The organism is Venatorbacter sp. C2-1 (genome assembly GCF_022832715.1).
GTDB lineage: Bacteria > Pseudomonadota > Gammaproteobacteria > Pseudomonadales > Oceanobacteraceae > Venatoribacter > Venatoribacter alkanivorans.
Genome location: NZ_CP094879.1, coordinates 3,043,134 through 3,064,176, shown reverse-complemented (window position 1 = coordinate 3,064,176; position 21,043 = coordinate 3,043,134). Strand labels below are relative to the sequence as shown.

Sequence of the window (21,043 nt, the reverse complement as noted above, 5' to 3'; positions counted from 1 at the left end):
CCCTCTGGCGGAAGAGGCTGCCGTTTTTTCCGCGCTTTTTCCCGTCTGATACCGTCAAAAAATCATAAGTTATTGAAAATAATGACTTTTATGGTTTTGGCACGTCCTCTGCAATGTTTCCTGTAACTCATTCGGTAAGGTGGATTTTCCGTCTTACCCGCAAGAACAGAGGCAGAACTATGGACCGCGCTTTATACATTGCCATGTCAGGTGCCAAGCAAAATACGCTGGGGCAGGCCGCACACGCCAACAATCTGGCCAATGCCAGTACCACAGGCTTCCGCTCCGATTACACCCAGAGCCGGGCGATGGGCGTATTTGGCGATCATTTTCCAACCCGTGCTTATGCCATGACTGAACGCCCGGCCAGTGATTTTCGTCAGGGCCCTCTGATGGAAACCGGCAACCGTATGGACGTGACCATTGAAGGCGATGGCTGGTTTGCGGTGCAGGGACCCGACGGCCAGGAAGCTTACACCCGTGCCGGCGATCTGAGCGTCGATGCTGATGGTCGTCTGGTGAATGGCAGTGGTCTGCAGTTGATTGGCGATGGCGGGCCTGTGGTGCTGCCAGAGTTTCAGAGTATTGAAGTCAGCCGCGCCGGTATCGTGACGATCCAGCCTTTGGGGGAAAACCCGGCGGCGGTCGCCGAACCGGTGCAGCTTAAGCTGGTGCGCCCGGATCTGCAGGCGCTGGAAAAAGGCGAAGACGGCCTGTTCCGTTTCCGTGATCCGGCCACACCGCCAGCGGTTGCCGACCCCAATATCACACTGGTTAACGGTTTTGTTGAAGGCAGTAACGTCAATGCCGTGAGCGAGCTGACCAGTTTGATTGCCCTTAACCGCCAGTACGAAATGCAGGTAAAGCTGATGAAACGGGTGGATGAAAATACCGCCGCAACCACACAAATTCTGGCCAACCAGTAACAGGAGCTGACCTATGTTAAATGCACTTTGGGTAAGTAAAACCGGACTGGAAGCACAGGATCTGGCGTTAACCACGGTTTCTAACAACCTGGCCAACGTATCAACCACCGGCTTTAAAAAGGACCGCGCGGTATTCGAAGACCTGCTGTACCAGATCCAGCGCCAGCCCGGTGCCAACTCCTCGGCTGACAGCCGTTTGCCGTCGGGTCTGCAGCTGGGTACCGGTGTACGTACTGCGGGTACGCAAAAGATTTTCACCACAGGTTCTCTGCAGCTGACCGATCAGCCACTGGATATGGCCATTAACGGCCGTGGTTTTTTTCAGATCACAATGCCGGACGGCACCATCGGTTATACCCGTGACGGTACCTTTCATATCAATAATGAAGGGGTGGTGGTGAACGTTAACGGCTATCCGCTGGAGCCGCAGATAACCATTCCTGAGCAGACCAATAAACTCACCGTCAGTAAAGACGGGATTGTGCAGGCCACCCTGTTTGGTGATCCGACGCCGCAGGAGCTGGGCCAGATTGAAACCGTCGACTTTATTAACCCGGCCGGTCTGCAGGCAGTGGGTGGTAACGTGTTCTATGAAACCGCCGCCAGTGGTGCGCCGCAGGTAGGCGTACCGAATGAAGAAGGCTTTGGTACGGTGGAGCAGGGAGCACTGGAAAACTCTAACGTTGAAGTGGTGGAAGAGCTGGTAAAAATGATTACCGTGCAACGTTCCTACGAAATGAATTCGAAGGTTGTATCCGCCGCCGATCAGATGCTGCAGTTCCTGACGCAGAACGTGTAAGGAGGTTGTTATGAATACGCTGTTTTCATCCCGTTTATCTCTGGCCGCGCTGATGCTTATAACATTGCAGGCCTGTACTTCAGTACCTTTGGAGCCTGAGGTTTATCCGGATGATCCGGATTACGCGCCGGTATCCGCCGAAAGCCTGCAGCCACCACCAATGGCCAATGGTTCTTTATTTCAGGCGCGCTACAGTTTTGGTTTGTACACCGATCAGCAGGCACGTCGTGTCGGCGATATTATTACGGTGATTTTTGATGAGCAGTATCAGTCATCAAAATCGGCGCAAACCAAGTCGGATAAAACCTCCAGCAACAGTATTGTGCCTAACAGTGTGATGGGGACGGTGCCAGGCTGGAAAAATCTGGGTCTGGATTCCGATACCTCGGCTGACCGTAAATTTAACGGCAAGGGCGAAGCTGATCGCTCTAACAGTCTGAGTGGCCAGATATCGGTATCGGTCGCGGAAATTATGCCTAACGGTATTTTACGCATCCGCGGTGAAAAATGGCTGACCCTGAGTGAAGGGGAAGAATATATCCGCATCAGTGGCCTGATCCGCCCGCAGGATATAACGCCGGACAATACCGTTTCATCAAGTAAAGTGGCCGATGCCCGTATTTCCTTCGGTGGTCGCGGTAATCTTAATAATGCCACCAAGCAGGGTTGGTTTGACCGTATTCTTAATTCGCCCTGGTGGCCACTGTAAGCCGGCCGAGGAGAAAAACCATGTTACGTTTTCTGAGTTGTCTGTTTGTGGTGTCGGTTTTTCTGGCACCGGCCGTACAGGCTGAACGGATTAAAGACATCACCAGTATTTCCGGTGTGCGTACCAACCAGCTGGTGGGGTATGGTCTGGTGGTGGGGTTGGATGGTACCGGTGATAAAGCACCGTTCACCACTCAGACTTTCCGCAACATGATGGCCGAATTCGGCATTACCCTGCCGGCCGGTGTTGATCCGAAATTAAAAAATGTGGCGGCGGTATCGGTTACTGCAGAATTACCGGCCTTTGCCAAGCCCGGACAACGGGTGGATGTCACCGTTGCCTCATTAGGTAATGCCAAAAGCCTGCGTGGTGGCGCATTGATGTTTACGCCGCTCAAAGGTGCCGACGGAAATATTTACGCGGTTGCCCAGGGTAATCTGGTGGTTGGTGGTTTTGGCGCTGAAGGTAATGATGGTTCAAAAATTACCGTGAATGTACCCAGTGTCGGCCGTATTCCTAACGGTGCTTCTGTGGAGCAAACCGTACCCAGCAATTTTTCCCGTGGTGACAGCCTGATTTTTAACCTCGACCAGCCGGACTTTACCACGGCCCGTGCGATGGTTGAGCGCATCAATACCTTACTCGGACCAGGAACCGCTGAAGCGCTGGACGCAACGTCGATCCGCGTCAGTGCACCGCGTGATACCAGTCAACGTGTCAGTTATTTATCCATCATTGAAAATCTGGAAATTGAAACCGGTAAAGAACGGGCCAAGGTTATTATCAACTCCCGCACCGGTACTATTGTGATCGGTCAGAATGTAATGATTGAGCCGGTGGCGGTTACCCACGGCAGCCTGGTGGTAACCATTACCGAAGATTTTCAGGTTTCCCAGCCCAATGCCCTTGCTGATGGCGAAACCGTCGTCGTACCGCAGACCAATATTAATATCGATAACGGCGGCGATAACCGCATGTTTAAATTTGGTCCTGGTGTATCCCTCGACAGTATTGTTAAAGCCGTTAATGAAGTAGGGGCTGCGCCCGGTGATTTAATGGCTATTCTTGAAGCAATGAAGCAGGCCGGTGCGTTAAAGGCTGAATTGATTGTTATCTGATACTAGGGCCTGTTAACACTAAGTGAATCGGGCCTGCTGAGAGCCAGTTTTTCTCAGAACAAGGAGAGAGGAGTGATATTGTCAGGAACATCCATGTTCCTGACCCTTCGGGCTTCGCGCCCATCTGCTCCGGGCAGATGGGTAGTGTGCTAAATGAATGACGAACGACGACGTTAATGGGGAAAACTGGCCTCAGCCCGAAGGGTTATGGCTAAAAATCCCTCATCCTGCGTTGCTGTTCGTTTGCTTAACCCGTTACCAATCTGTCTGGAACAGATTGGCGTGCCAACCCAGAAGGGGTGAAGCACAGGGATGTGCTGAACATCCCACACTCTCAGCGCCTTGTCTGAGGAATTTTTGGCCGATAACAGACCTGTTTAATTAGTGTTAACAGGCCCTAATAAACATAAGAGAACACGAATATGAGTGCTGAATTGTTTGAGCAGGTAAAAAACCTGTCCCTGGAACTCCGCTCGCTGATTCGTCAGGGGGTTCGTGAGGGTGTCGATGAGCGGATTCAGCGGCGCAACGAATTACTGCAGCAGTGGTTTGCCCAGATCAGTGAGCTGATTGATATGACCAATGAGCAGCAGGAGTTTCTGGAAGGTTTGCTGCAGGAAGAGCAGCAGTTGCTGGCCGATCTGCAGCAGGAGCAGAAAAGCATTGCCAGCCGTCAGAGCGGCAAGAAAAAGCTTTCCCAATACGAACAGTTGCCGCATTGAAAGCGTACATCTCGTTCCCACGCTGTGTGGTAGTCTTTGCTGACACCGTCGCATTCCCACGCAGAGCCTGGGAACGAGAAAAAGAAAAAACCTTCTGAATACGAACAATTGTCACACTGAGGCAATGCCTGTTCAGCCCATCAGACTTTACTGGCAGAAATGGCTCAGATGCTGATGTTATTCAAACTCAAAATCCGGGCTTTTGTCCGGATTTTTTCTTCTCTCTTTACACTCGCTTAATCAGTCAATTGGCAAACATCTTGCAGTTTCCCTAACAAAGGAGATTGCTATGATCCAGACACAACCACAGAGCGCCCAGATTTATACCGACCTGAATGCCCTGCAGGGTATTCGTTCGTTGGGAAAAGACGATAAAAACGCCGCGCTGATGGAAGTTGCCAAGCAGTTTGAATCGATGTTTCTGAACATGATGATGTCGTCCATGCGTGACGCCAACAAGGTGTTCGAAGAAGACTCGATGTTCAATTCTCCGGAAACCGATTTCTACCGCAAAATGTATGACGATCAGATGGCGCTGTCGCTCTCCGGCCAGCAGGGCATGGGGCTTTCTCAGGTTATCTATCGCCAGCTGATGTCCAGCTACGGTGACAACAATAACGAAGCCAAAGAGCTGGATCAGGGCAAATTATTTGACCGTCGCACACGTTCACCGTTACCGATGGTTTCTCCCTCTCATGTTACTGCCCTCAATGCGACGATGGATGCCGTTGATGCTGAACTGCATCAGCTTCGTCCTCGGCCTCAGGCAGCGGTCACAGCCAGTGAACATTCTGTTGCTGCGGATACAACACCGCTTGTAGCAGCCAGCGGCAGCGGTAATAAAGGGCAACAGTTTGCCACTCCGGCAGAGTTCGTTGCCGCTCTTTATCCGCTGGCAGAAAAAGTCGGCGCTGAGTTGGGGGTCGAACCAAAAGCCATCGTTGCCCAGGCTGCGCTCGAAACGGGCTGGGGAAAATATATGATCAGCGATGATCAGGGTCGTAACAGTTTTAATTTTTTTGGTATTAAAGCCGACAGCCGCTGGCAGGGTGAGCGGGTCGACGTGGTTACCCACGAATACCGCGACGGTCTGGCAGTAAAGGAACGGGCACCGTTCCGCTCTTACTCGTCGATGGAAGAAGGTGTGCGCGACTATGCCGACTTCCTGCAGGGCGCCGAGCGTTATCAGCAGGCCATTGGTCAGAATCTGGGCGCCGGACATTATGGCTATGCCCTGCAGCAGGCCGGCTATGCCACCGATCCACAATATGGAGCAAAAATTCAGCGTATTTCACAAAGTACAACCCTGAATTCTGCACTGGAACAACTGCGTTCGTCAGCGCCGCTGACCGGAGATCGCAACGATGGCTAGTATTCTTGAAATTGGTATTTCCGGCCTGCGCGCAAGCCAGACGGCATTAACCATTACCGGCCACAATATTACCAATGCCGGCACAGAGGGTTACAGCCGTCAGGTGATTGGCCAGAGTGCAGTCAGTCCGCAGAATAAAGGCGGTGTCTGGGTAGGTTCAGGCGTTAATGTCGATACCGTTAATCGTGTTTATGATCAGTTTCTGACTGAGCAACTCTGGCGTGATACCTCAACCTTTAATGGCTTCGATACGCTGGCTTTAAACGCAGAACAGATTGACAGTTTACTGGCCGATTCCGGCACTGGTGTGCAGCCGGGTCTGGAGCGTATGTTTTCATCCCTGCAGGCCGTGGTGGATGATCCGGCTTCATTGCCGGCACGGGCAGTATTAATTTCAGAGAGTAATGGTCTGGTTGATCGTTTTACCTCGATCAGTGACCGCCTGTACGCACAGAACGATATTATTAATGGCCAGATGGATGTCATGGCCGGGCAGATTACCACCATTGCAGAAGGCATCGCTGAGCTGAATGAGCAGATTCAGTTTGCCACCGCATCGGCCAATGGTATCGAACCCAGCGATTTACTGGATGCCCGTGATAAATTAGTTAAAGACCTTTCCGAACTGGTAAAAGTAAATGTTGTAGAACAAGACGATTCGGTCTGGAACGTTTTTATCGGCAATGGCCAGGCATTGGTTATTGGTAATGACTACAACGAAGTATTTGCCGATGCCGGCGGCTCTGATCCATCCCGCTCCGATCTGTACTTCCGTAAAGGCGATGTGATTCAGAATGTCACCGACGAAATTGTTGGTGGTCAGCTGGGGGGAACACTGGAGTTCCGTAATGAAGTTCTGGATCCGGTACTCAGTGGGTTGGGACGTCTGGCGCTGGTCATAAATCAGACCTTTAACGAACAACACAAGCTGGGCATCGATTACGACGGTAAAATGGGCGAGAACTTTTTTGCCGATATTAACGCACCGGAAAAAACCTACACACGTGTTCTGGGTGACAGTCAGAATGCCCGCCCGAATGACCGCTTGTTGAGTGTTCATATTAAAGATGCCGGAGCGTTAACCACCAGTGAGTATCAGGTGGAATTTCCCGGTCCGGATGATTACACCTACCGTATTAAACGCCTGGATGACGATAAAATCGTCAGCAGCGGAGCATTGACCGGCAGTTTTCCGGATTCCGTAGAGGTCGATGGATTTGAAATCCGCTTTGAAGCCGGTAGTTTTCAGGCGGGCGATGACTTCCGCATCATGCCGACGCGTAATGAGTCGACTAAGGTTCAGGTTAATATCACCCGTCCCGAGCAGGTTGCCGTTGCTTCTCCGATTGTGACCGATTCCGCTATTGGTAATCAGGGAAATGCAGCGATATCTCAGGGTGGTGTTTATGACATTAATACGCCTTATTTTTCCCGTGAAGGTGAACTGACACCACCGCTGTTGATCCGCTTCACTTCGCCAACCACTTACGATGTGCTGGATAACACCGATCCGGGGAAGCCTATTCCGCTGTTTCCGCCGCTGATGAATCAGACTTACGTGCCGGGTATCAGTAATTCGATTCTGCCAGCTGATGAAGGCAAAACAGCCTTTACCAGCTTTGGTGGTTATCTGCCGGTTAATACAACCTATCAGGCGCCACCACCGGCCACTAATGTGACACCGAAGAATGGCTTTTTCCCGGAACGCATTGTCATCAGCCATACCGACCCGGTCAGTGGCAAGGTGACTACACAGCCAACATTAATTACCAAGGCAAATGCCTCGGCAAAAGAAATTGCAGAGCAATTGAGCAAGCGTGAAGGGATTGAAGCTCTGGCACGGACAACGGTTGAGCTGAGTGATTTCAGCAGCGATGCGAATCCTTTTCAGCCTATGACATTCAGCCTGAACGGAATTGTTCTGACCGATACCCTTGGCCCGAATCAGACGAAATACGATGCCAATTACCCGGAAGAAGTACCCGACCCGGTAACGCCGGATTTTATTGCCGACCGTATTAACAGCAATCGTGATCTGCAGGATTTGGGGATCGTTGCGCGCAGTGATGGCAGCAGAGTCGTGATCACCGCACTGAATGGTGACGATATTAATCTGGAAATATCCGGTGACAATGGCGACGGGTTCAACGTCAGTAATGGTCAGGACATTATTCTGCGTGAAACCGGCGAAGCGCCATTTACGCCACTGACTGAGTACGATGGCTATGACTTCAGTGAGGGTGGCCCTTACACCTACGAATTTGATGTACCGGGACAGGGCACCTTTAATATCGAGCTGAATGATACCTATGCAACGGGAGCTGAGGTTGTCGATGCTATCCGTACCCAGCTGGAAAATTCTGGTTTTACTTTTTCCGGCAATCTGGATGTGGATATTGATGAGCGTGGCACCATCAGTTTTCAGCCGCGTCTGCCGATGAATGCCACCGGTGTGCATGGCTCATCCAAAATATCCATGGGCGGACAGATCAAAGTGATTGCCGATCCCGGTTACAGTCTGGATATCGAACCACCGGGTAATAATTTGTTCGCCGAGAATCCGGTGGGCGAACCAGTACACTTTGGTTTTGATGTTGAAATCAGTGGCCTGGCACAAAGAGGTGACGAATTCACCGTTGGATTTAATACTGATGGTACTTCAGACAGCCGTAATGGTGTGGCTCTGGCAGCACTGCAGAATGAAGACACGGTGGCCGGAAATACCAGTTATTCGGAATCTTACTCCCGGTTGGTCGAAGAAATTGGCTCTGTAACCAGCCGCGCTCAGATTAACCGTGATTCCAGCGAGGTATTGTTGCGGAATTCTGAGGGAGCAGTAACCAGCCTGTCTGGCGTCAACCTCGATGAAGAAGCGGCAGCCCTGATTAAATATGAACTGGCCTATAACGCCAGTGCTCAGGTAATTCAGGTTGCACGCAGTATTTTTGATACCTTGATTTCGACCTTCCGTTAAGGCTTTGGCAGGAGATTACTGATGCGTATAGCAACATTGCAGAGTTTTAATACCGGTCTTAATGGCATTCTGGATAACCAGTCTTCGGTTAATAAAACCCAGCAGCAGGTTTCCAGTGGCCGGCGCGTACTGACGCCGGCCGACGACCCTATTGCTGCTACAAAAATTCTTCAACTACAGCAGGACCAGGCATTGCGGGATCAGTATGACCGCAACATGACAGCGGCCGATAACCGCCTGAAACTTGAGGATGCAACCCTTGGGTCTATTACCGATAACCTGACCCGCCTGAAAGAACTCACGGTTAAAGCCGGTGGCGGCTCTCTGACCCTGACTGACCGTCAGGCGATTGCCGCTGAGGTTTATCAGATTCAGGAAGGTCTGGTCGATTTATTCAATACCCGTGATGCCAATGGTGAATATGTGTTTGCTGGTTTTAAAGGCGGCAATGCGCCTTTTGTTAAAAACGACAGTGGACGCTATGACTACAAAGGTGATGAAGGACAACGCTTTCTGACCATTGGCGCTTCTACCAATGTTGCAACCGGGGATAACGGTAAAAGTCTTTTTGTCGATGTGGAAGCAGCTAAAAATACCTTTACTGCTGAGCTGAATCCGCTCAATAAGGGCACCATGCGCATCAGTCCCGGATTTGTGATTGATGAAGAAAAATATGCAGAGTTTTATCCTGATGACCTGATCATCACTTTTAATCCGGAGTCTGCTATTACACCAGCGGGTCCCAATTACACCGTGCGCCGCGCTTCTGATAACCGGGTTGTTGAAGGTATGAGTAATCAGGCATACAGCCCGGGTACCGATGTGGTGGTTGCCGGTCTCACCATTACCCTGAATGGTGACCCGGAACCGGGTGATGAAGTGCTGGCTAATTCGACGCCCAAACAGAGTATCACTGACACTATCTTCCGTCTGACCGCTGGTCTGAATACGCTGGAAGATAATGTGGTGGATTCGGAAACACTGGATATTCTGATTGAAGATACACTGACCAACCTGGCATTTGCCCAGTCATCGGTGTCAGAAATCCGCAGTCAGGTCGGCGCCCGGCTGAATGTTGTGGATAACACCCGCAACCTGTCGGCGGATGTTGGTCTGGTTAACAAAGAAGTACTGTCAAAACTGTCGGATGTTGATTTTGCTGAGGCGGTAAGCCGCCTGTCACTGCAGAGCTTTCTGTTGGAAGCGGCGCAGCAAAGCTATACCACCATCTCAAGGTTGTCATTGTTCAATCAGCTGTAGTAGCTTGGTACTTATAGTCACCGGTTCCGCTATAGCGTTCCAGGAGAGTCATAATGTTTGATAACAAGGTATTGCTTGTCACCGGAGGAACGGGGTCGTTTGGCCATGCTTTTGTGCCGATGACTCTGGAAAAATATAACCCGAAAAAGATCATCATCTTTTCCCGTGATGAAATGAAACAATGGGAAATGGCAAAGATGTTTGCCGGTGACAAGCGGGTACGTTTTTTTATCGGTGATGTGCGGGATAAAGACCGGTTATACAGGGCGCTGGATGGTGTTGATTATGTGATTCATGCCGCTGCGACGAAAATTGTACCAACCGCTGAATACAACCCCTTTGAATGCATCAAGACCAATATTAATGGCGCAATGAATGTCATTGATGCCTGTATCGATCATGATATTAAAGGATGTGTTGCTCTGTCGACCGATAAAGCCAGTTCGCCGATTAATTTATACGGTGCGACTAAACTGGCATCCGATAAATTGTTTGTCGCATCCAATTCCTACTCTGGTGAGCATGGCACGCGGTTTTCCGTGGTCCGGTATGGCAACGTAATGGGGTCCCGTGGCTCAGTGATTCCATTCTTTATGTCCATACGTGATAAGGGAACGCTGCCGGTTACCGACGAACGCATGACACGTTTTATGATTTCTCTGGATGAAGCGGTAAAGCTGGTTTGGCATGCCTTCGAAGACATGATTGGTGGTGAAATTTACGTTAAAAAAATTCCGTCAATGAAAGTCACTGATATTGCCAGAGTAGTAGCACCGGAAGCCGATATTGAGTTCGTTGGCATTCGTCCGGGTGAGAAACTGCATGAACAGATGATTGGTGTTGAAGATTCTTACCATACCTATGAGTATGATGAGCACTTTAAAATTTTACCGGCAATCAACGACTGGGATCACTGCCCAAGCCGGATTAAAAATGGCGTTAAAGTTTCTGAAGGTTTTGTCTATGCCAGCGATAATAATCAGGAATGGATGACGGATGAGGAACTCTCTGACTGGATTGATAAACACCGGGATATTATAGGGAGTATATAATTATGATTCCATATGGCCGCCAGGATATAAATAAGCAAGATGTCGATGTCGTTGTGGAGGTATTAACATCAGATTTTCTGACGCAAGGGCCTAAGGTGCCACTGTTTGAAGAAGCTTTTACACAATATACCGGAGCTTCTCATGCGATTGCCGTTAACAGTGCGACTTCGGCGTTGCATATTGCTTGTCTGGCTCTGGAGCTTGGTCCAGGAGACTATTTATGGACTTCTCCCGTTACCTTCGTTGCTTCGGCCAACTGTGCTTTATATTGCGGTGCTCAGGTTGATTTCGTTGATATTGATCCAAGAACATACAACCTTTGTCCGGATGCGTTGGAACGAAAGTTGATTCAGGCTGAAAAAAATGGCGTCTTACCTAAAGTTGTCGTAGCTGTTCATCTTTGCGGTCAACCCTGTGATATGGTTGCAATCAGCCGGCTGGCCGAACGTTATGGCTTCCGGGTTATTGAAGATGCATCCCATGCTGTTGGTGGTCGTTATAAAGGTAAAATTATTGGTTGCTGTACATACAGCGATATAACAATTTTTAGTTTTCATCCTGTAAAAATAATTACGACTGGAGAGGGGGGGATGGCACTGACTAACTCTTCAGAGCTAGCAGAGAAGATGATTCTTTTACGCTGTCATGGTATTACCCGCGATCCGGATCAGATGACACATAAGCCAGATGGCCCCTGGTATTACCAGCAGATTGGTTTAGGTTTTAATTACCGTATGACCGATCTTCAGGCGGCATTGGGAGTCAGTCAGATGCAAAGATTGGACTATTTCGTTGCTCACCGTCATGAAATAGCCATGCGTTATGATCAGAAACTAAAAGCTCTTCCGGTAATCACACCTTGGCAGCATCCTGACAGTTATTCAGGGTATCACCTCTACGTGATTCGTCTTCAGTTGGGAAAAATTAAAAAGACTCATCTTGAAGTGTTTGAATACCTTAAGCGCGCTGAAATTGGAGTGAATTTACATTACATTCCAGTGCATCTTCAACCATTTTATCAAAAAATGGGATTTGTCCCGGGGGACTATCCTTTGTCAGAAGAATATTACAGGGAAGCAATCAGCTTGCCTATGTATCACACTCTGACCGAGGAACAGCAGGATGAAGTAATCCAGGCTGTTTCTGAAGCTTTGCTATGAGGGTAGCTGTAATTCCTGCCCGTGGTGGCAGCAAGCGGATTGCTAAAAAAAATATCCGGCCATTTTTCGGAAAACCGGTAATGGCCTGGTCTGTTGAAGCGGCGCGTGCCAGTGGCTGCTTTGATCGCATTATTGTGTCGACCGATGATGCGGAAATCGCGGCTGTTGCCAGGGCTCTTGGCGCCGAAGTGCCTTTTACCCGCCCGGAGGAATTGGCAACGGATCAGGCGGCGACCATTCCGGTAGTCGCTCATGCTATTAACTGGCTTAAGCAACAGGGTGAAGAGCCGGAACAGGTTTGCTGTATTTATGCTACCGCGCCTTTTATTTCTGCCACTGACATTCAGCAGGCGGAGACTATTTTACGCGATAGCAGCGTCAGCTATGTGTTTCCTGTTGCCAGTTTTCCCTCTCCGGTACAGCGTGCTCTCCGAATTCTGCCTTCCGGGCGGGGTGAGATGTTTAATCCGGAGTTGTTTGTTAAGCGCTCGCAGGAACTTGAAGAGGCTTATCATGATGCCGCTCAGTTTTACTGGGGAAAAGCAGAAGCCTGGCTGCAGGAAAAAATGATTTTTTCCACCGATTCTGTGCCACTGGTTATTCCCCGCTACCGGGTACAGGACATTGATACCGAGGAAGACTGGCAGAGAGCGGAGTACCTGTTCCGTGCCATGCAGGAAATGCAGACTTTTTCCGGAACGCAGGGTTGAATACGCTGATGAATCCGCCGATTAGTACGCCTGTTACGAGCCGTATGAGAGTATTAATCAGGGCCGATGCTTCTGAGGCCATAGGCCATGGGCACATCATGCGCTGTCTGACTCTGGCCGCTGCTTTAGCCAAAGCCGGAGCTGAATGCCATTTTATCTGCCGCGAACTACCGGGGCACGCTCAGGCGTTAATCAGCCGCTATGGCTTCCCGGTTAATCTGATTCCGGGTTCTGAGCTTTCTTCTGCTGAAGCCATTGCAGAAGATGCAAAGCTTACACTGCAGTTCGCAGGATTATGGCAACCCCATTGGGTCGTTGTTGATCATTATGAACTGAATACGGAGTGGCAGTCTGCGCTTAAAAGCATTGGTTGTCGTTTGCTGGCTCTGGATGACTGGCCGCACAGGGAACATCAGAGTGATCTGTTACTGGATCAGAATCTGGCCGCCGATGCAGAGGCTTATTCAGCCTGGACTGACAACACTTGCCGGATCTTAACCGGCGCCTGTTTCTCTTTGCTGCGCCCGGAATTTATGCGCAAAAAAGTAAACCGTATTTATTCAGAGAATAATCAGCTGAAAATCCTGATTAACCTTGGTGGTGCCGATTTACCGGGTTACAGCGCCGACATCGTTGAGCAATTGATGCCTCTGGCGCAACGCCTGAATCTGCAGCTGGTTGTTCTGGTCAATCAGCGCTCGGTCTCCTATACGCAGATCGCAGAAAAAATAACCACAGGGTATTACCCCTTCGCAGTGCAATTGCAATCTTATTGTCAGGATATGTGTTCGCTCTATGACAGCGTCGATCTGGCGATTGGTGCCGGCGGCAGTTCAACCTGGGAGAGAGCAAGCCGTGGTTTACCAGCAGCGCTGGTTGTCATCGCGGATAATCAGCAGGCAACGGCACAGGCTGCGGTCAGTGCGGGAATGGCAGTCAAAATTGGTGATTTTACCTGTTCAGCAAAGCTCGACCTTTCTGCACTGGCTGACGTTCTGAAAAATCCTCAGCAGTTACAGCATATGAGTCAGTGTGCAGCTGCATTATTTGATGGCTGTGGGCCAGAGCGCATTGTGCGGGAAATGTTGCGTAAAAGCTGCCAGGATTTGCAATTAACAGCAGCACAGCCACAGGATTGCACTCTGTTTTATCAGTGGCAGAAAGAGCCCGGTGCCAGACGCTTTTTCCGTAATCCACAGGTACCGGTCTGGTCTGATCACCGCTCATGGTATCTGAATGTTTTACGCAGCCACGCCGTTATTCTTTATAAAATCATGCTGTGCGGAATGGCGGCGGGTTATATCCGTCTGGATATTCATAATCGCCGGGATGCTGAAATATCGGTACTTGTAACGCGCAGGTTTCAGGGACTTGGTCTGGCTGGAATTGCCCTGAATCTCTGTGCCTCTATGCATTCAGAACACTGTTTATATGCGGCTATAAAAAATGGCAATTATGCATCGCGCCGCAGTTTTCGCCGTGCCGGATTCCGGCCATCAGGAAAAGAAATGTATGTCAGACATCAGTAATAAACCCCGTATTCTGATCAGTGCCGCCGCTTCACCTGCCGCCGCCTCGCTGGTGCAGCATCTGCGCTCAAAGGGCTATTACATTATCGGAATGGATGCCAATGAATATGCTGCGCCTTTGGGGGCGGCTATGTGCGATGATTTTGTACTTTCGCCCATGGCGACAGACAGTGGTTATCTGCCATTTCTGGCAAAGCAGCTTGATCACTGTGATCTTTTCCTGCCGTTTATCGATGAAGAGCTGCTGGCGATTGTCAATGCCGGCGCCGGACGGATTCAGAAGAGCAAAATAATGCTGTCTGCCGATCAGAGCATGAACATTTGTCTGGATAAACTGAATTTTCAGACTTTCTGTGAGAATAATGATTTAGCCATTGCTCCGCGGGCCATTGGTGTTCCGGCGATATATAAGCCACGTAACGGTCGTGGCGGAAAAGGTGTGATGCTGGTTGATGATGAGGCTGTTTTTGCACTTCTTTCTGCAAAAGAGCAGGGTATTCTGCAGCAGCAGCTTAAAGGCGTTGAGTACACTGTTGATTGTCTGTTCGGCAAGGACTCGGCACTGTTGTCTGCGGTTGCCCGTCAGCGTCTTCTGGCAGCCGGTGTATCGACCATTGGCCGCATTGATCAGAATCCACAGGTACTTGAATTAGTGACCGCTGTCAGTAAGAAACTGAATTTCCGTGGGCTGGTGAATATTCAGATTATGCTGACAGATGCAGGACCTAAGCTGATCGAAATTAATCCGCGCTTATCCGGAAGTCTGATGTTTACCATACTGGCCGGCGCTGATTTGGCCGATGCTGCTATCCGTCTCTGGCTGAATGATGAACAACCACCGGCATTTACTCTCTCCGAAAAAACCTTCTGCCGTTACTGGAGTGAGTATGTCTACTGATCTTGCCGATAATATCAGGCAGTTATTTATCCATTTGGAGCCTTATCAGGAATGGTTGTTTGATCTTGATAATACCCTGTACGCGCAGGCGGAGTACGACCATTGCATCTTTACTGCGCTGGAGAACTGGCTCAGGCAGCAGGGAGAGGCGGTTTCCGGACTGGCCAGAAAAATGTCCGCCGAAAAATTACGATTAGGGCCGAGCTACCCGCATCTTTTCGATGACGTTTTCGCCGGTTTTAATCTCAGTCCGGATATTGTCAGCCGGGCGATTGAGTTTTACCGTGATGAGCGACCGGCCTTCGTCAGCAAACATAACCTGATTGCACAGATCAGGGCTAACTTACAGGGGCGGCCTTTGTTTATCGTAACCAACGGACACACGGCACTACAGCAGCATAAAGTGAAGTGTCTTGGTCTGGATTCTCTGGCCAGCAAAGTTGTTTATTGTGATAAACACAGTCCGGAGCAACTGAAGCCTTCCCGCTGGGCCTGGGACAGGCTGCTTGCGGATTACCAGTTCAGCCATCCGCTGTACGTCGGAGATTCTCCGGCAATAGACGGTGGTTTTGCCCGTAATGCGGGCATCGACTATTACCGCTTTGAGTATTCCTATGAACATTAATAATCAGATCATTGGTGCCGACCATCCGCCCTATATCATTGCGGAAATGTCCAATAATCATATGCAGGATATGGATCGTGCCAAAGCCATTATTGACGCGGCGATGAATGCCGGTGCCGATGCGGTAAAAATTCAGACCTATGATGCCGATAGCCTGACCATCGAGTGTGATCTGGATGATTTTATTATTAAAGATCCGCTTTGGGCCGGGCAGAGTTATTATCAGCTTTATAAAAATATTGCTGCGCCAAAATCCTGGACGCAGGAGTTATTCCGTTACGCCCGGAAGCAGGGCGTAACCTTATTCAGCTCACCTTTTGATAAAGAAGCCGTGCGGATTCTTGAAGAGGTTAACTGCCCAGCCTATAAAATTGCCTCATTTGAGGCGCAGGACCCTGAGTTGCTCGGGCATGTCGCCAGAACCGGAAAACCGGTGCTGGTATCGTCCGGGGTCAGCAACTGGAATGAAATTCAGGAAACGCTGCTTTGGCTCAGGCAGGCCGGGGCGCAGGATCTGGTATTTCTGCACTGCATCAGCAGTTACCCGGCCAGCGAAGCGGATATGAATCTGAATGTTCTTAAGCGTCTGGCCACTTTACCGGTTATTACCGGCTTATCTGACCACAGCCTGGGCAATACTGCGGTACTCGGTGCTGTTGCTTTAGGGGCGAGAGTCATTGAAAAGCACTTTACCCTGCAGCGCAGCGATGGTGGCCCGGATGCGGAGTTTTCTCTTGAGCCAGAGGAATTTAAATCGATGGCAGTGCAGGCGCGGGCATTATTTCAGGCGCTGGGCAGCGACCGTATTATTGATGCCCCATCCCGTCAGGGCAATCAGCATTCACGTTCGGTTTATTGTGTTAAAGATATTAAAGCCGGTGAGTATATAAGCGCGGATAATGTGCGCGTCATTCGCCCGGGTTTTGGCCTTAAGCCGAAGCATTTACCTGATGTGATCGGTAAAAAAGCCCGCGCCGATATTGCGCGTGGTACGGCTATGAGCTGGGAGCTTCTGGAATGACTGGAATGAAACGGATACTGATTATCGCCGCCCATGCCGATGATGAAGTGCTGGGTGCCGGAGGAATAATCCATCGCTGGGTCAGGGAAGGTAAAGACGTTGGCTGTTTATTTCTTGCTGATGGTGAGACATCGCGTGCCGGTGGCGAAGAGCGCATCGGCCAGCGGACCTGTGGTGCAGAGGCGGCCGCTGCTGTACTGGGTCATCAGATTCTGGCAACGCTGAACCTTCCCGATAACCGGCTTGACCAGGTTCCTTTGCTGGATATTGTGCAGGCAATTGAACCCCATATTGCCGCTTATGCACCGGATACGGTACTGACCCATTCTGCCGCCGATCTTAATGCTGATCACCGCCGGGCACTGGAGGCAACGCTGACAGCTTGCCGGCCTTTACCCGATCATCCGGTGCGGCGAATTGCCAGCTTCGAGGTGGTGAGCGCAACCGGCTGGAATCCGGCCAGTGCTGCTTTTAATCCCAATTGCTATATCGCGCTGAGTGAGCAGGACTGGAATAAAAAACAGGAAGCTCTGCAATGTTACGATGCGGAAATGCGGGCTTATCCTCATTATCGTTCCTATCAGGCGATCGATGCACTGGCGCAGATGCGCGGAGCCAGTGCGGGGGTTGAGCGGGCAGAGGCATTAACTATTTTACGTTGGCTGGAGAACTGAGTATGACGGATCAAAAAACTATCTGCCCGGTGTGTGCCGGCGAACAGTCAGAAACTCTGTTAACACTGAAAAAATTTCCGGTGTATCAGCATCCGGTTCCGGTCGGTGCAACACTGCAGCCACCTTTTGAGGTCGATATTGAATATGGATTATGCCGTGATTGCGGTCAGGCTTATCAGCGGCATTATGATAAATCTGTGCTGGAAAACCTGTATAAACAGCATTACTACACGCCACGACCAGGCCATATAGGAACAAAATTTACTCAGGATTTTGTCGGCTTTTTCAAGGAATGTGTCGCCGGGCAGGAGCAACGCTTTCAGAGCGTGCTGGAAATCGGTTGTTCTGCTGCAGAGGTGCTGAGTGAGATTCGCACACTGTATCCGCAGATGGAGTATCTGGGCATCGAGCCAAATGATGAAACACGGGAACAAGCCGAGGGGCAGGGGTTCTGCGTTTATAACAGTTTTTTCAACCGCTCATTTGCAGAAGCACTGGGGCGGAAAGTGGATATTATTTACAGCCGCCATGTGATCGAACACGTCTTTGACTTCGATGATTATATCGCTGCAGCATCCATGCTGTTGAATCCCGACGGGGCAATGTTTATTGAAACTCCGGGTCTGGATTGGGCAATCGAACATGAAAGCCGGGCGCCTTTTCATGTTGAACATGTAAGTCTGTTTTGCAAGCATTCGCTGCAGGTTCTGCTGGCCCGGCATGGCTGGTTTATTCAGAAATATCAGGTTTCCGATGTTGGTAACCTGATTGCATTCTGTACCCGTGACCGTGAGCAGGCACTGAGTTTTTCGGTACCAGAGAATATTGGTCATTTTCAGCAGGGTATTGATGCGCAGAAGCAACGGCTGGCTGAGCAGATTTCCGGACGGAAGATTGCAATGTGGGGAGCGGGTGCCGGCGGCCGGGCATTAATGAGTTTTCTGGATTTTGTCCCGGACGTTATTCTTGATGGTAACCCGAATAAATCAGAAAGAATTTTTGCCGGTTATGAACAATGCCGGATTCAGCCGGCCGAAGAATGGATTGCTCAGAATAAAGACGACGCCAGCCAGTGGATTATGGTGGTCGCGTCGTCCTTCTATGATGAAATTGCACAGTCATTACAGGCTTATGGCTGGCATGGCGATGCAACTTATCCTTATCGTTATTAATACTTATGCTGGAATAGTTCAGCTGTGAACCATAGCCCGGTGGCTATGGTTCATATTCCGGACAATCCGGGTCATCAATCGCAGTATGAATCCATGGATCTGAGTCGTTAAATTCTTTGCTGACGACGTTGTGCACATGATCCGGTACGGTATTAATAAAGTGACGGAAATTGGTTTCCCAGCGCTCTATATATTCCGCCATTTTTTCCGGTGAATTCTGCAGTTTAAGGGCAACAGAGGCACCGGCATGCAGGTAATGCCATATGGCTCCGCGGATTAAGAACTGCAGAGCACCATAGCGGCTCAGGCCAAAGGACAGATACTGACCGACGATATGCAGATTCTGATAATGCTGTGTCAGGGTTTTCTGGCCACTGCCCATCATATTCAGAATATCATCGGCGATCTTTCTCAGATTACTTTCCAGTTCATCAGTCCGTTGCTGCAGGAATTCCGGTGAAAAGACAGCTCTTTTTCTGTCTGACATAAGCTGAAGATCGTTTTCCTTTTTCGCTGCCGATGACTCCATCAGCGAACAGAATCGGGATTGCTCCATGTACTCAGCGTTTTCGATTTTTGCACCATTAGCGCAGTTATAAACTTCAATCGTTCTGTTTTTCAGGAAATAACTGATGTCTGATTCAAGCCGGCGTCTGGAGGCGTTATAAATCATGGTTGTCTGCATTGGTAAGCCATCAACCGATTCAATCTCAATCAGATCCTGCTGCTGGTAATTGGTGGATTGCTTCACCAGATCAGAGCGCTGCTCACTGTAATAAATCGAATTCTTGGAGTGGTGTGAACCGGCATTACGGAAACCGTAGTCCGTACCAAACAGGAATACCTGTTGGTGGTTCAGGTGATAGCAGATAGCCAGCGCGGCGTTAGTGCAGGTCGGGGTTGTGCCACGGATCTGGTCGGTTAAGTCTTTGCTCAGCTCGTGAATGGCGGTGGAGTCTTTGGTAAAAAGCATTACCCTGCCAAACATCGGCGGAATTTTCGGCGTTGTCTGCGCCGAGCAGATCAGGGTGATGTCCTGCAGATATTCCGGATCATTAATTTCACTGATCACCCGGAAAGGCTCATAGTGGGATTCAATCTCGATATGGAAATCCGGCTTAATGCCCTGTTTGTATAATGCACGCAGTGCTGTCCCGGCCGAATAGAGCACGGCTTTGCCCTGATATTTGCGGATATCTTCGATGCGGTCATCGAGGGATGGCCCCGAACCTATGATAAAAGCCGGGCAGTTCATGGCTTGTTTATCGGCCAGTGGCAGCAGTTCGTTCCCTGCGCGGAAATTATGCAGGGCGTTATTCATCTGATTGATTTCGTCGTCGTAATAACCCCAGAGCGAGAGATACACTTTCAGATCTTTCTGGATTTTTTTGATGACCTTGCGGTACTTATCCTGATTGCGGTGATTATATAAATAGGTACACAGAGAAAAGCTGGGCGGATGATCAATCAGCTGATTCCAGAGCACCGCATACTGATCGGTGGCCAGCTTAAAGTCACCAATGACCAGCTGGATGGATTTTCCGCGCTCGCTGAATTTCAGGAAAATGGCTTCCCAGTCGATGCAGTACAGAGAGGTGACAAATTCTTCCGGATCGGTTTCGTAAATAATCAGGGCGAGTATTTCCCGCCGGTTGACCAGCTCTTCTATATGGAAACCGGCGCCAATCCCCATGATGGCCACCAGAGCGAGGAAGTCCGGGATCTGGTAATCCTCGCTCTGATCAACCTGTGTGTCCTGGTACAGGCGGGTGATTGAGCGGGAGAAATAGCGTTGTGCCTTAAAGGCGTTCGCGCCATGGGGCCTGAGACCATGGATGGCATTACCCGGAGCGACGATAGTGTTGAACTGTTCGGCCTCTTGCCGGGCGAACGCTCTGGCATCACCGTTATAAAAGTAAGCATTACCGCTGTGAATATCGACCCGGCCATGATCGTCCATATCCAGCGTCAGCTTCCGCAGGGGCGTGTTCTGCGCCAGATTGTAGAGATAGGGGTAGTGCTGCTGCAGGTAAGCGATGTTCTTGTTGAATCTGATTTCGGCAGGGTGCGTCATAAAAGCCTCTCTTTTCATTGAACAAAGCAATATACATGCCTGTGAAGCCCTGGGAGCCATCGTTCCGGGAGTGATGTGTCGCTGTTTTTATTCTGGCTGATTTTTTGTCGTTTTTTTGACATTCAGAATAATTTCCAATGGTTTCAAGCGTTTAAGTGTTCTGTGTTTGTTGGAATTGTGTCGTGATATTGGCGCAAAAAAAATTCTAAAGATCCTGCCGGGTGTGCCGTTAAAAGGTATGACAAAGA

General features: G+C 49.9%; 18 protein-coding genes. 17 read left to right on the top strand and 1 reads right to left on the bottom strand.

From position 1 onward, the window contains the following. Nucleotides 1–179: 179 nt before the first annotated feature. The 17 genes from flgF (at nt 180) to MT343_RS13650 (ending at nt 18,721) form a co-directional block, all read left to right on the top strand. Complete coding sequence (gene flgF, locus MT343_RS13730; RefSeq protein WP_145465833.1) at nt 180–926, top strand: flagellar basal-body rod protein FlgF; 747 nt, start codon at nt 180–182, stop codon at nt 924–926. Nucleotides 927–939: 13 nt separating this feature from the next. Next, a complete protein-coding gene (flgG, locus tag MT343_RS13725) occupies nt 940–1,725 on the top strand; it encodes a flagellar basal-body rod protein FlgG (protein ID WP_145465832.1) in 786 nt (261 codons plus the stop codon). A gap of 10 nt (nt 1,726–1,735) precedes the next feature. Further along, nucleotides 1,736–2,434: a flagellar basal body L-ring protein FlgH gene (gene flgH / locus MT343_RS13720; RefSeq protein ID WP_145465831.1), complete on the top strand. Its 699-nt coding sequence runs from the start codon at nt 1,736–1,738 to the stop codon at nt 2,432–2,434. Between the two features lie 20 nt (nt 2,435–2,454). Further along, on the top strand, nt 2,455–3,552 hold the full coding sequence (locus tag MT343_RS13715) for a flagellar basal body P-ring protein FlgI (protein ID WP_145465830.1): 1,098 nt from the start codon (nt 2,455–2,457) through the stop codon (nt 3,550–3,552). Nucleotides 3,553–3,974: 422 nt separating this feature from the next. After that, nucleotides 3,975–4,274 (top strand): hypothetical protein, encoded by a 300-nt coding sequence (locus tag MT343_RS13710; protein WP_145465829.1) that lies wholly within the window; start codon nt 3,975–3,977, stop codon nt 4,272–4,274. Between the two features lie 289 nt (nt 4,275–4,563). Continuing rightward, nucleotides 4,564–5,646, top strand: a complete 1,083-nt coding sequence (flgJ, locus tag MT343_RS13705; RefSeq protein ID WP_145465828.1) for a flagellar assembly peptidoglycan hydrolase FlgJ — start codon at nt 4,564–4,566, stop codon at nt 5,644–5,646. Then, nucleotides 5,639–8,620, top strand: coding sequence for a flagellar hook-associated protein FlgK (gene flgK / locus MT343_RS13700; protein ID WP_145465827.1), 2,982 nt, complete (start codon nt 5,639–5,641; stop codon nt 8,618–8,620). Before flgJ ends, flgK begins: the two co-directional genes overlap by 8 nt. Before the next feature lie 21 nt (nt 8,621–8,641). Continuing rightward, nucleotides 8,642–9,880 carry a flagellar hook-associated protein FlgL gene (flgL, locus tag MT343_RS13695; RefSeq protein WP_145465826.1) on the top strand — a complete coding sequence of 413 codons (1,239 nt, stop codon included), beginning with the start codon at nt 8,642–8,644 and terminating at the stop codon, nt 9,878–9,880. A gap of 53 nt (nt 9,881–9,933) precedes the next feature. After that, nucleotides 9,934–10,932 (top strand): UDP-N-acetylglucosamine 4,6-dehydratase (inverting), encoded by a 999-nt coding sequence (gene pseB, locus MT343_RS13690; RefSeq protein ID WP_145465825.1) that lies wholly within the window; start codon nt 9,934–9,936, stop codon nt 10,930–10,932. Nucleotides 10,933–10,934: 2 nt separating this feature from the next. Beyond that, complete coding sequence (pseC, locus tag MT343_RS13685) at nt 10,935–12,092, top strand: UDP-4-amino-4,6-dideoxy-N-acetyl-beta-L-altrosamine transaminase (protein ID WP_145465824.1); 1,158 nt, start codon at nt 10,935–10,937, stop codon at nt 12,090–12,092. Beyond that, entirely contained in the window at nt 12,089–12,802 is a 714-nt protein-coding gene (gene pseF, locus MT343_RS13680) for a pseudaminic acid cytidylyltransferase (RefSeq protein ID WP_145465823.1), read from the top strand. The genes pseC and pseF overlap by 4 nt, the downstream gene beginning before the upstream one ends. Before the next feature lie 8 nt (nt 12,803–12,810). After that, nucleotides 12,811–14,331, top strand: coding sequence for a UDP-2,4-diacetamido-2,4,6-trideoxy-beta-L-altropyranose hydrolase (gene pseG / locus MT343_RS13675; RefSeq protein ID WP_145465822.1), 1,521 nt, complete (start codon nt 12,811–12,813; stop codon nt 14,329–14,331). Next, entirely contained in the window at nt 14,315–15,229 is a 915-nt protein-coding gene (locus tag MT343_RS13670; protein WP_186435730.1) for an ATP-grasp domain-containing protein, read from the top strand. Before pseG ends, MT343_RS13670 begins: the two co-directional genes overlap by 17 nt. Then, complete coding sequence (locus tag MT343_RS13665) at nt 15,219–15,854, top strand: HAD family hydrolase (RefSeq protein ID WP_186435729.1); 636 nt, start codon at nt 15,219–15,221, stop codon at nt 15,852–15,854. Before MT343_RS13670 ends, MT343_RS13665 begins: the two co-directional genes overlap by 11 nt. Next, nucleotides 15,844–16,875 (top strand): pseudaminic acid synthase, encoded by a 1,032-nt coding sequence (pseI, locus tag MT343_RS13660; RefSeq protein WP_145465819.1) that lies wholly within the window; start codon nt 15,844–15,846, stop codon nt 16,873–16,875. The genes MT343_RS13665 and pseI overlap by 11 nt, the downstream gene beginning before the upstream one ends. 5 nt (nt 16,876–16,880) lie before the next feature. After that, nucleotides 16,881–17,549 (top strand): PIG-L deacetylase family protein, encoded by a 669-nt coding sequence (locus MT343_RS13655; protein ID WP_186435728.1) that lies wholly within the window; start codon nt 16,881–16,883, stop codon nt 17,547–17,549. Between the two features lie 2 nt (nt 17,550–17,551). Next, nucleotides 17,552–18,721: a class I SAM-dependent methyltransferase gene (locus MT343_RS13650; protein WP_145465817.1), complete on the top strand. Its 1,170-nt coding sequence runs from the start codon at nt 17,552–17,554 to the stop codon at nt 18,719–18,721. A gap of 43 nt (nt 18,722–18,764) precedes the next feature. On the opposite strand, the gene MT343_RS13645 is transcribed toward MT343_RS13650, so the two are convergent. Beyond that, complete coding sequence (locus MT343_RS13645; RefSeq protein ID WP_186435727.1) at nt 18,765–20,795, bottom strand: motility associated factor glycosyltransferase family protein; 2,031 nt, start codon at nt 20,793–20,795, stop codon at nt 18,765–18,767. Nucleotides 20,796–21,043 lie beyond the last annotated feature (248 nt).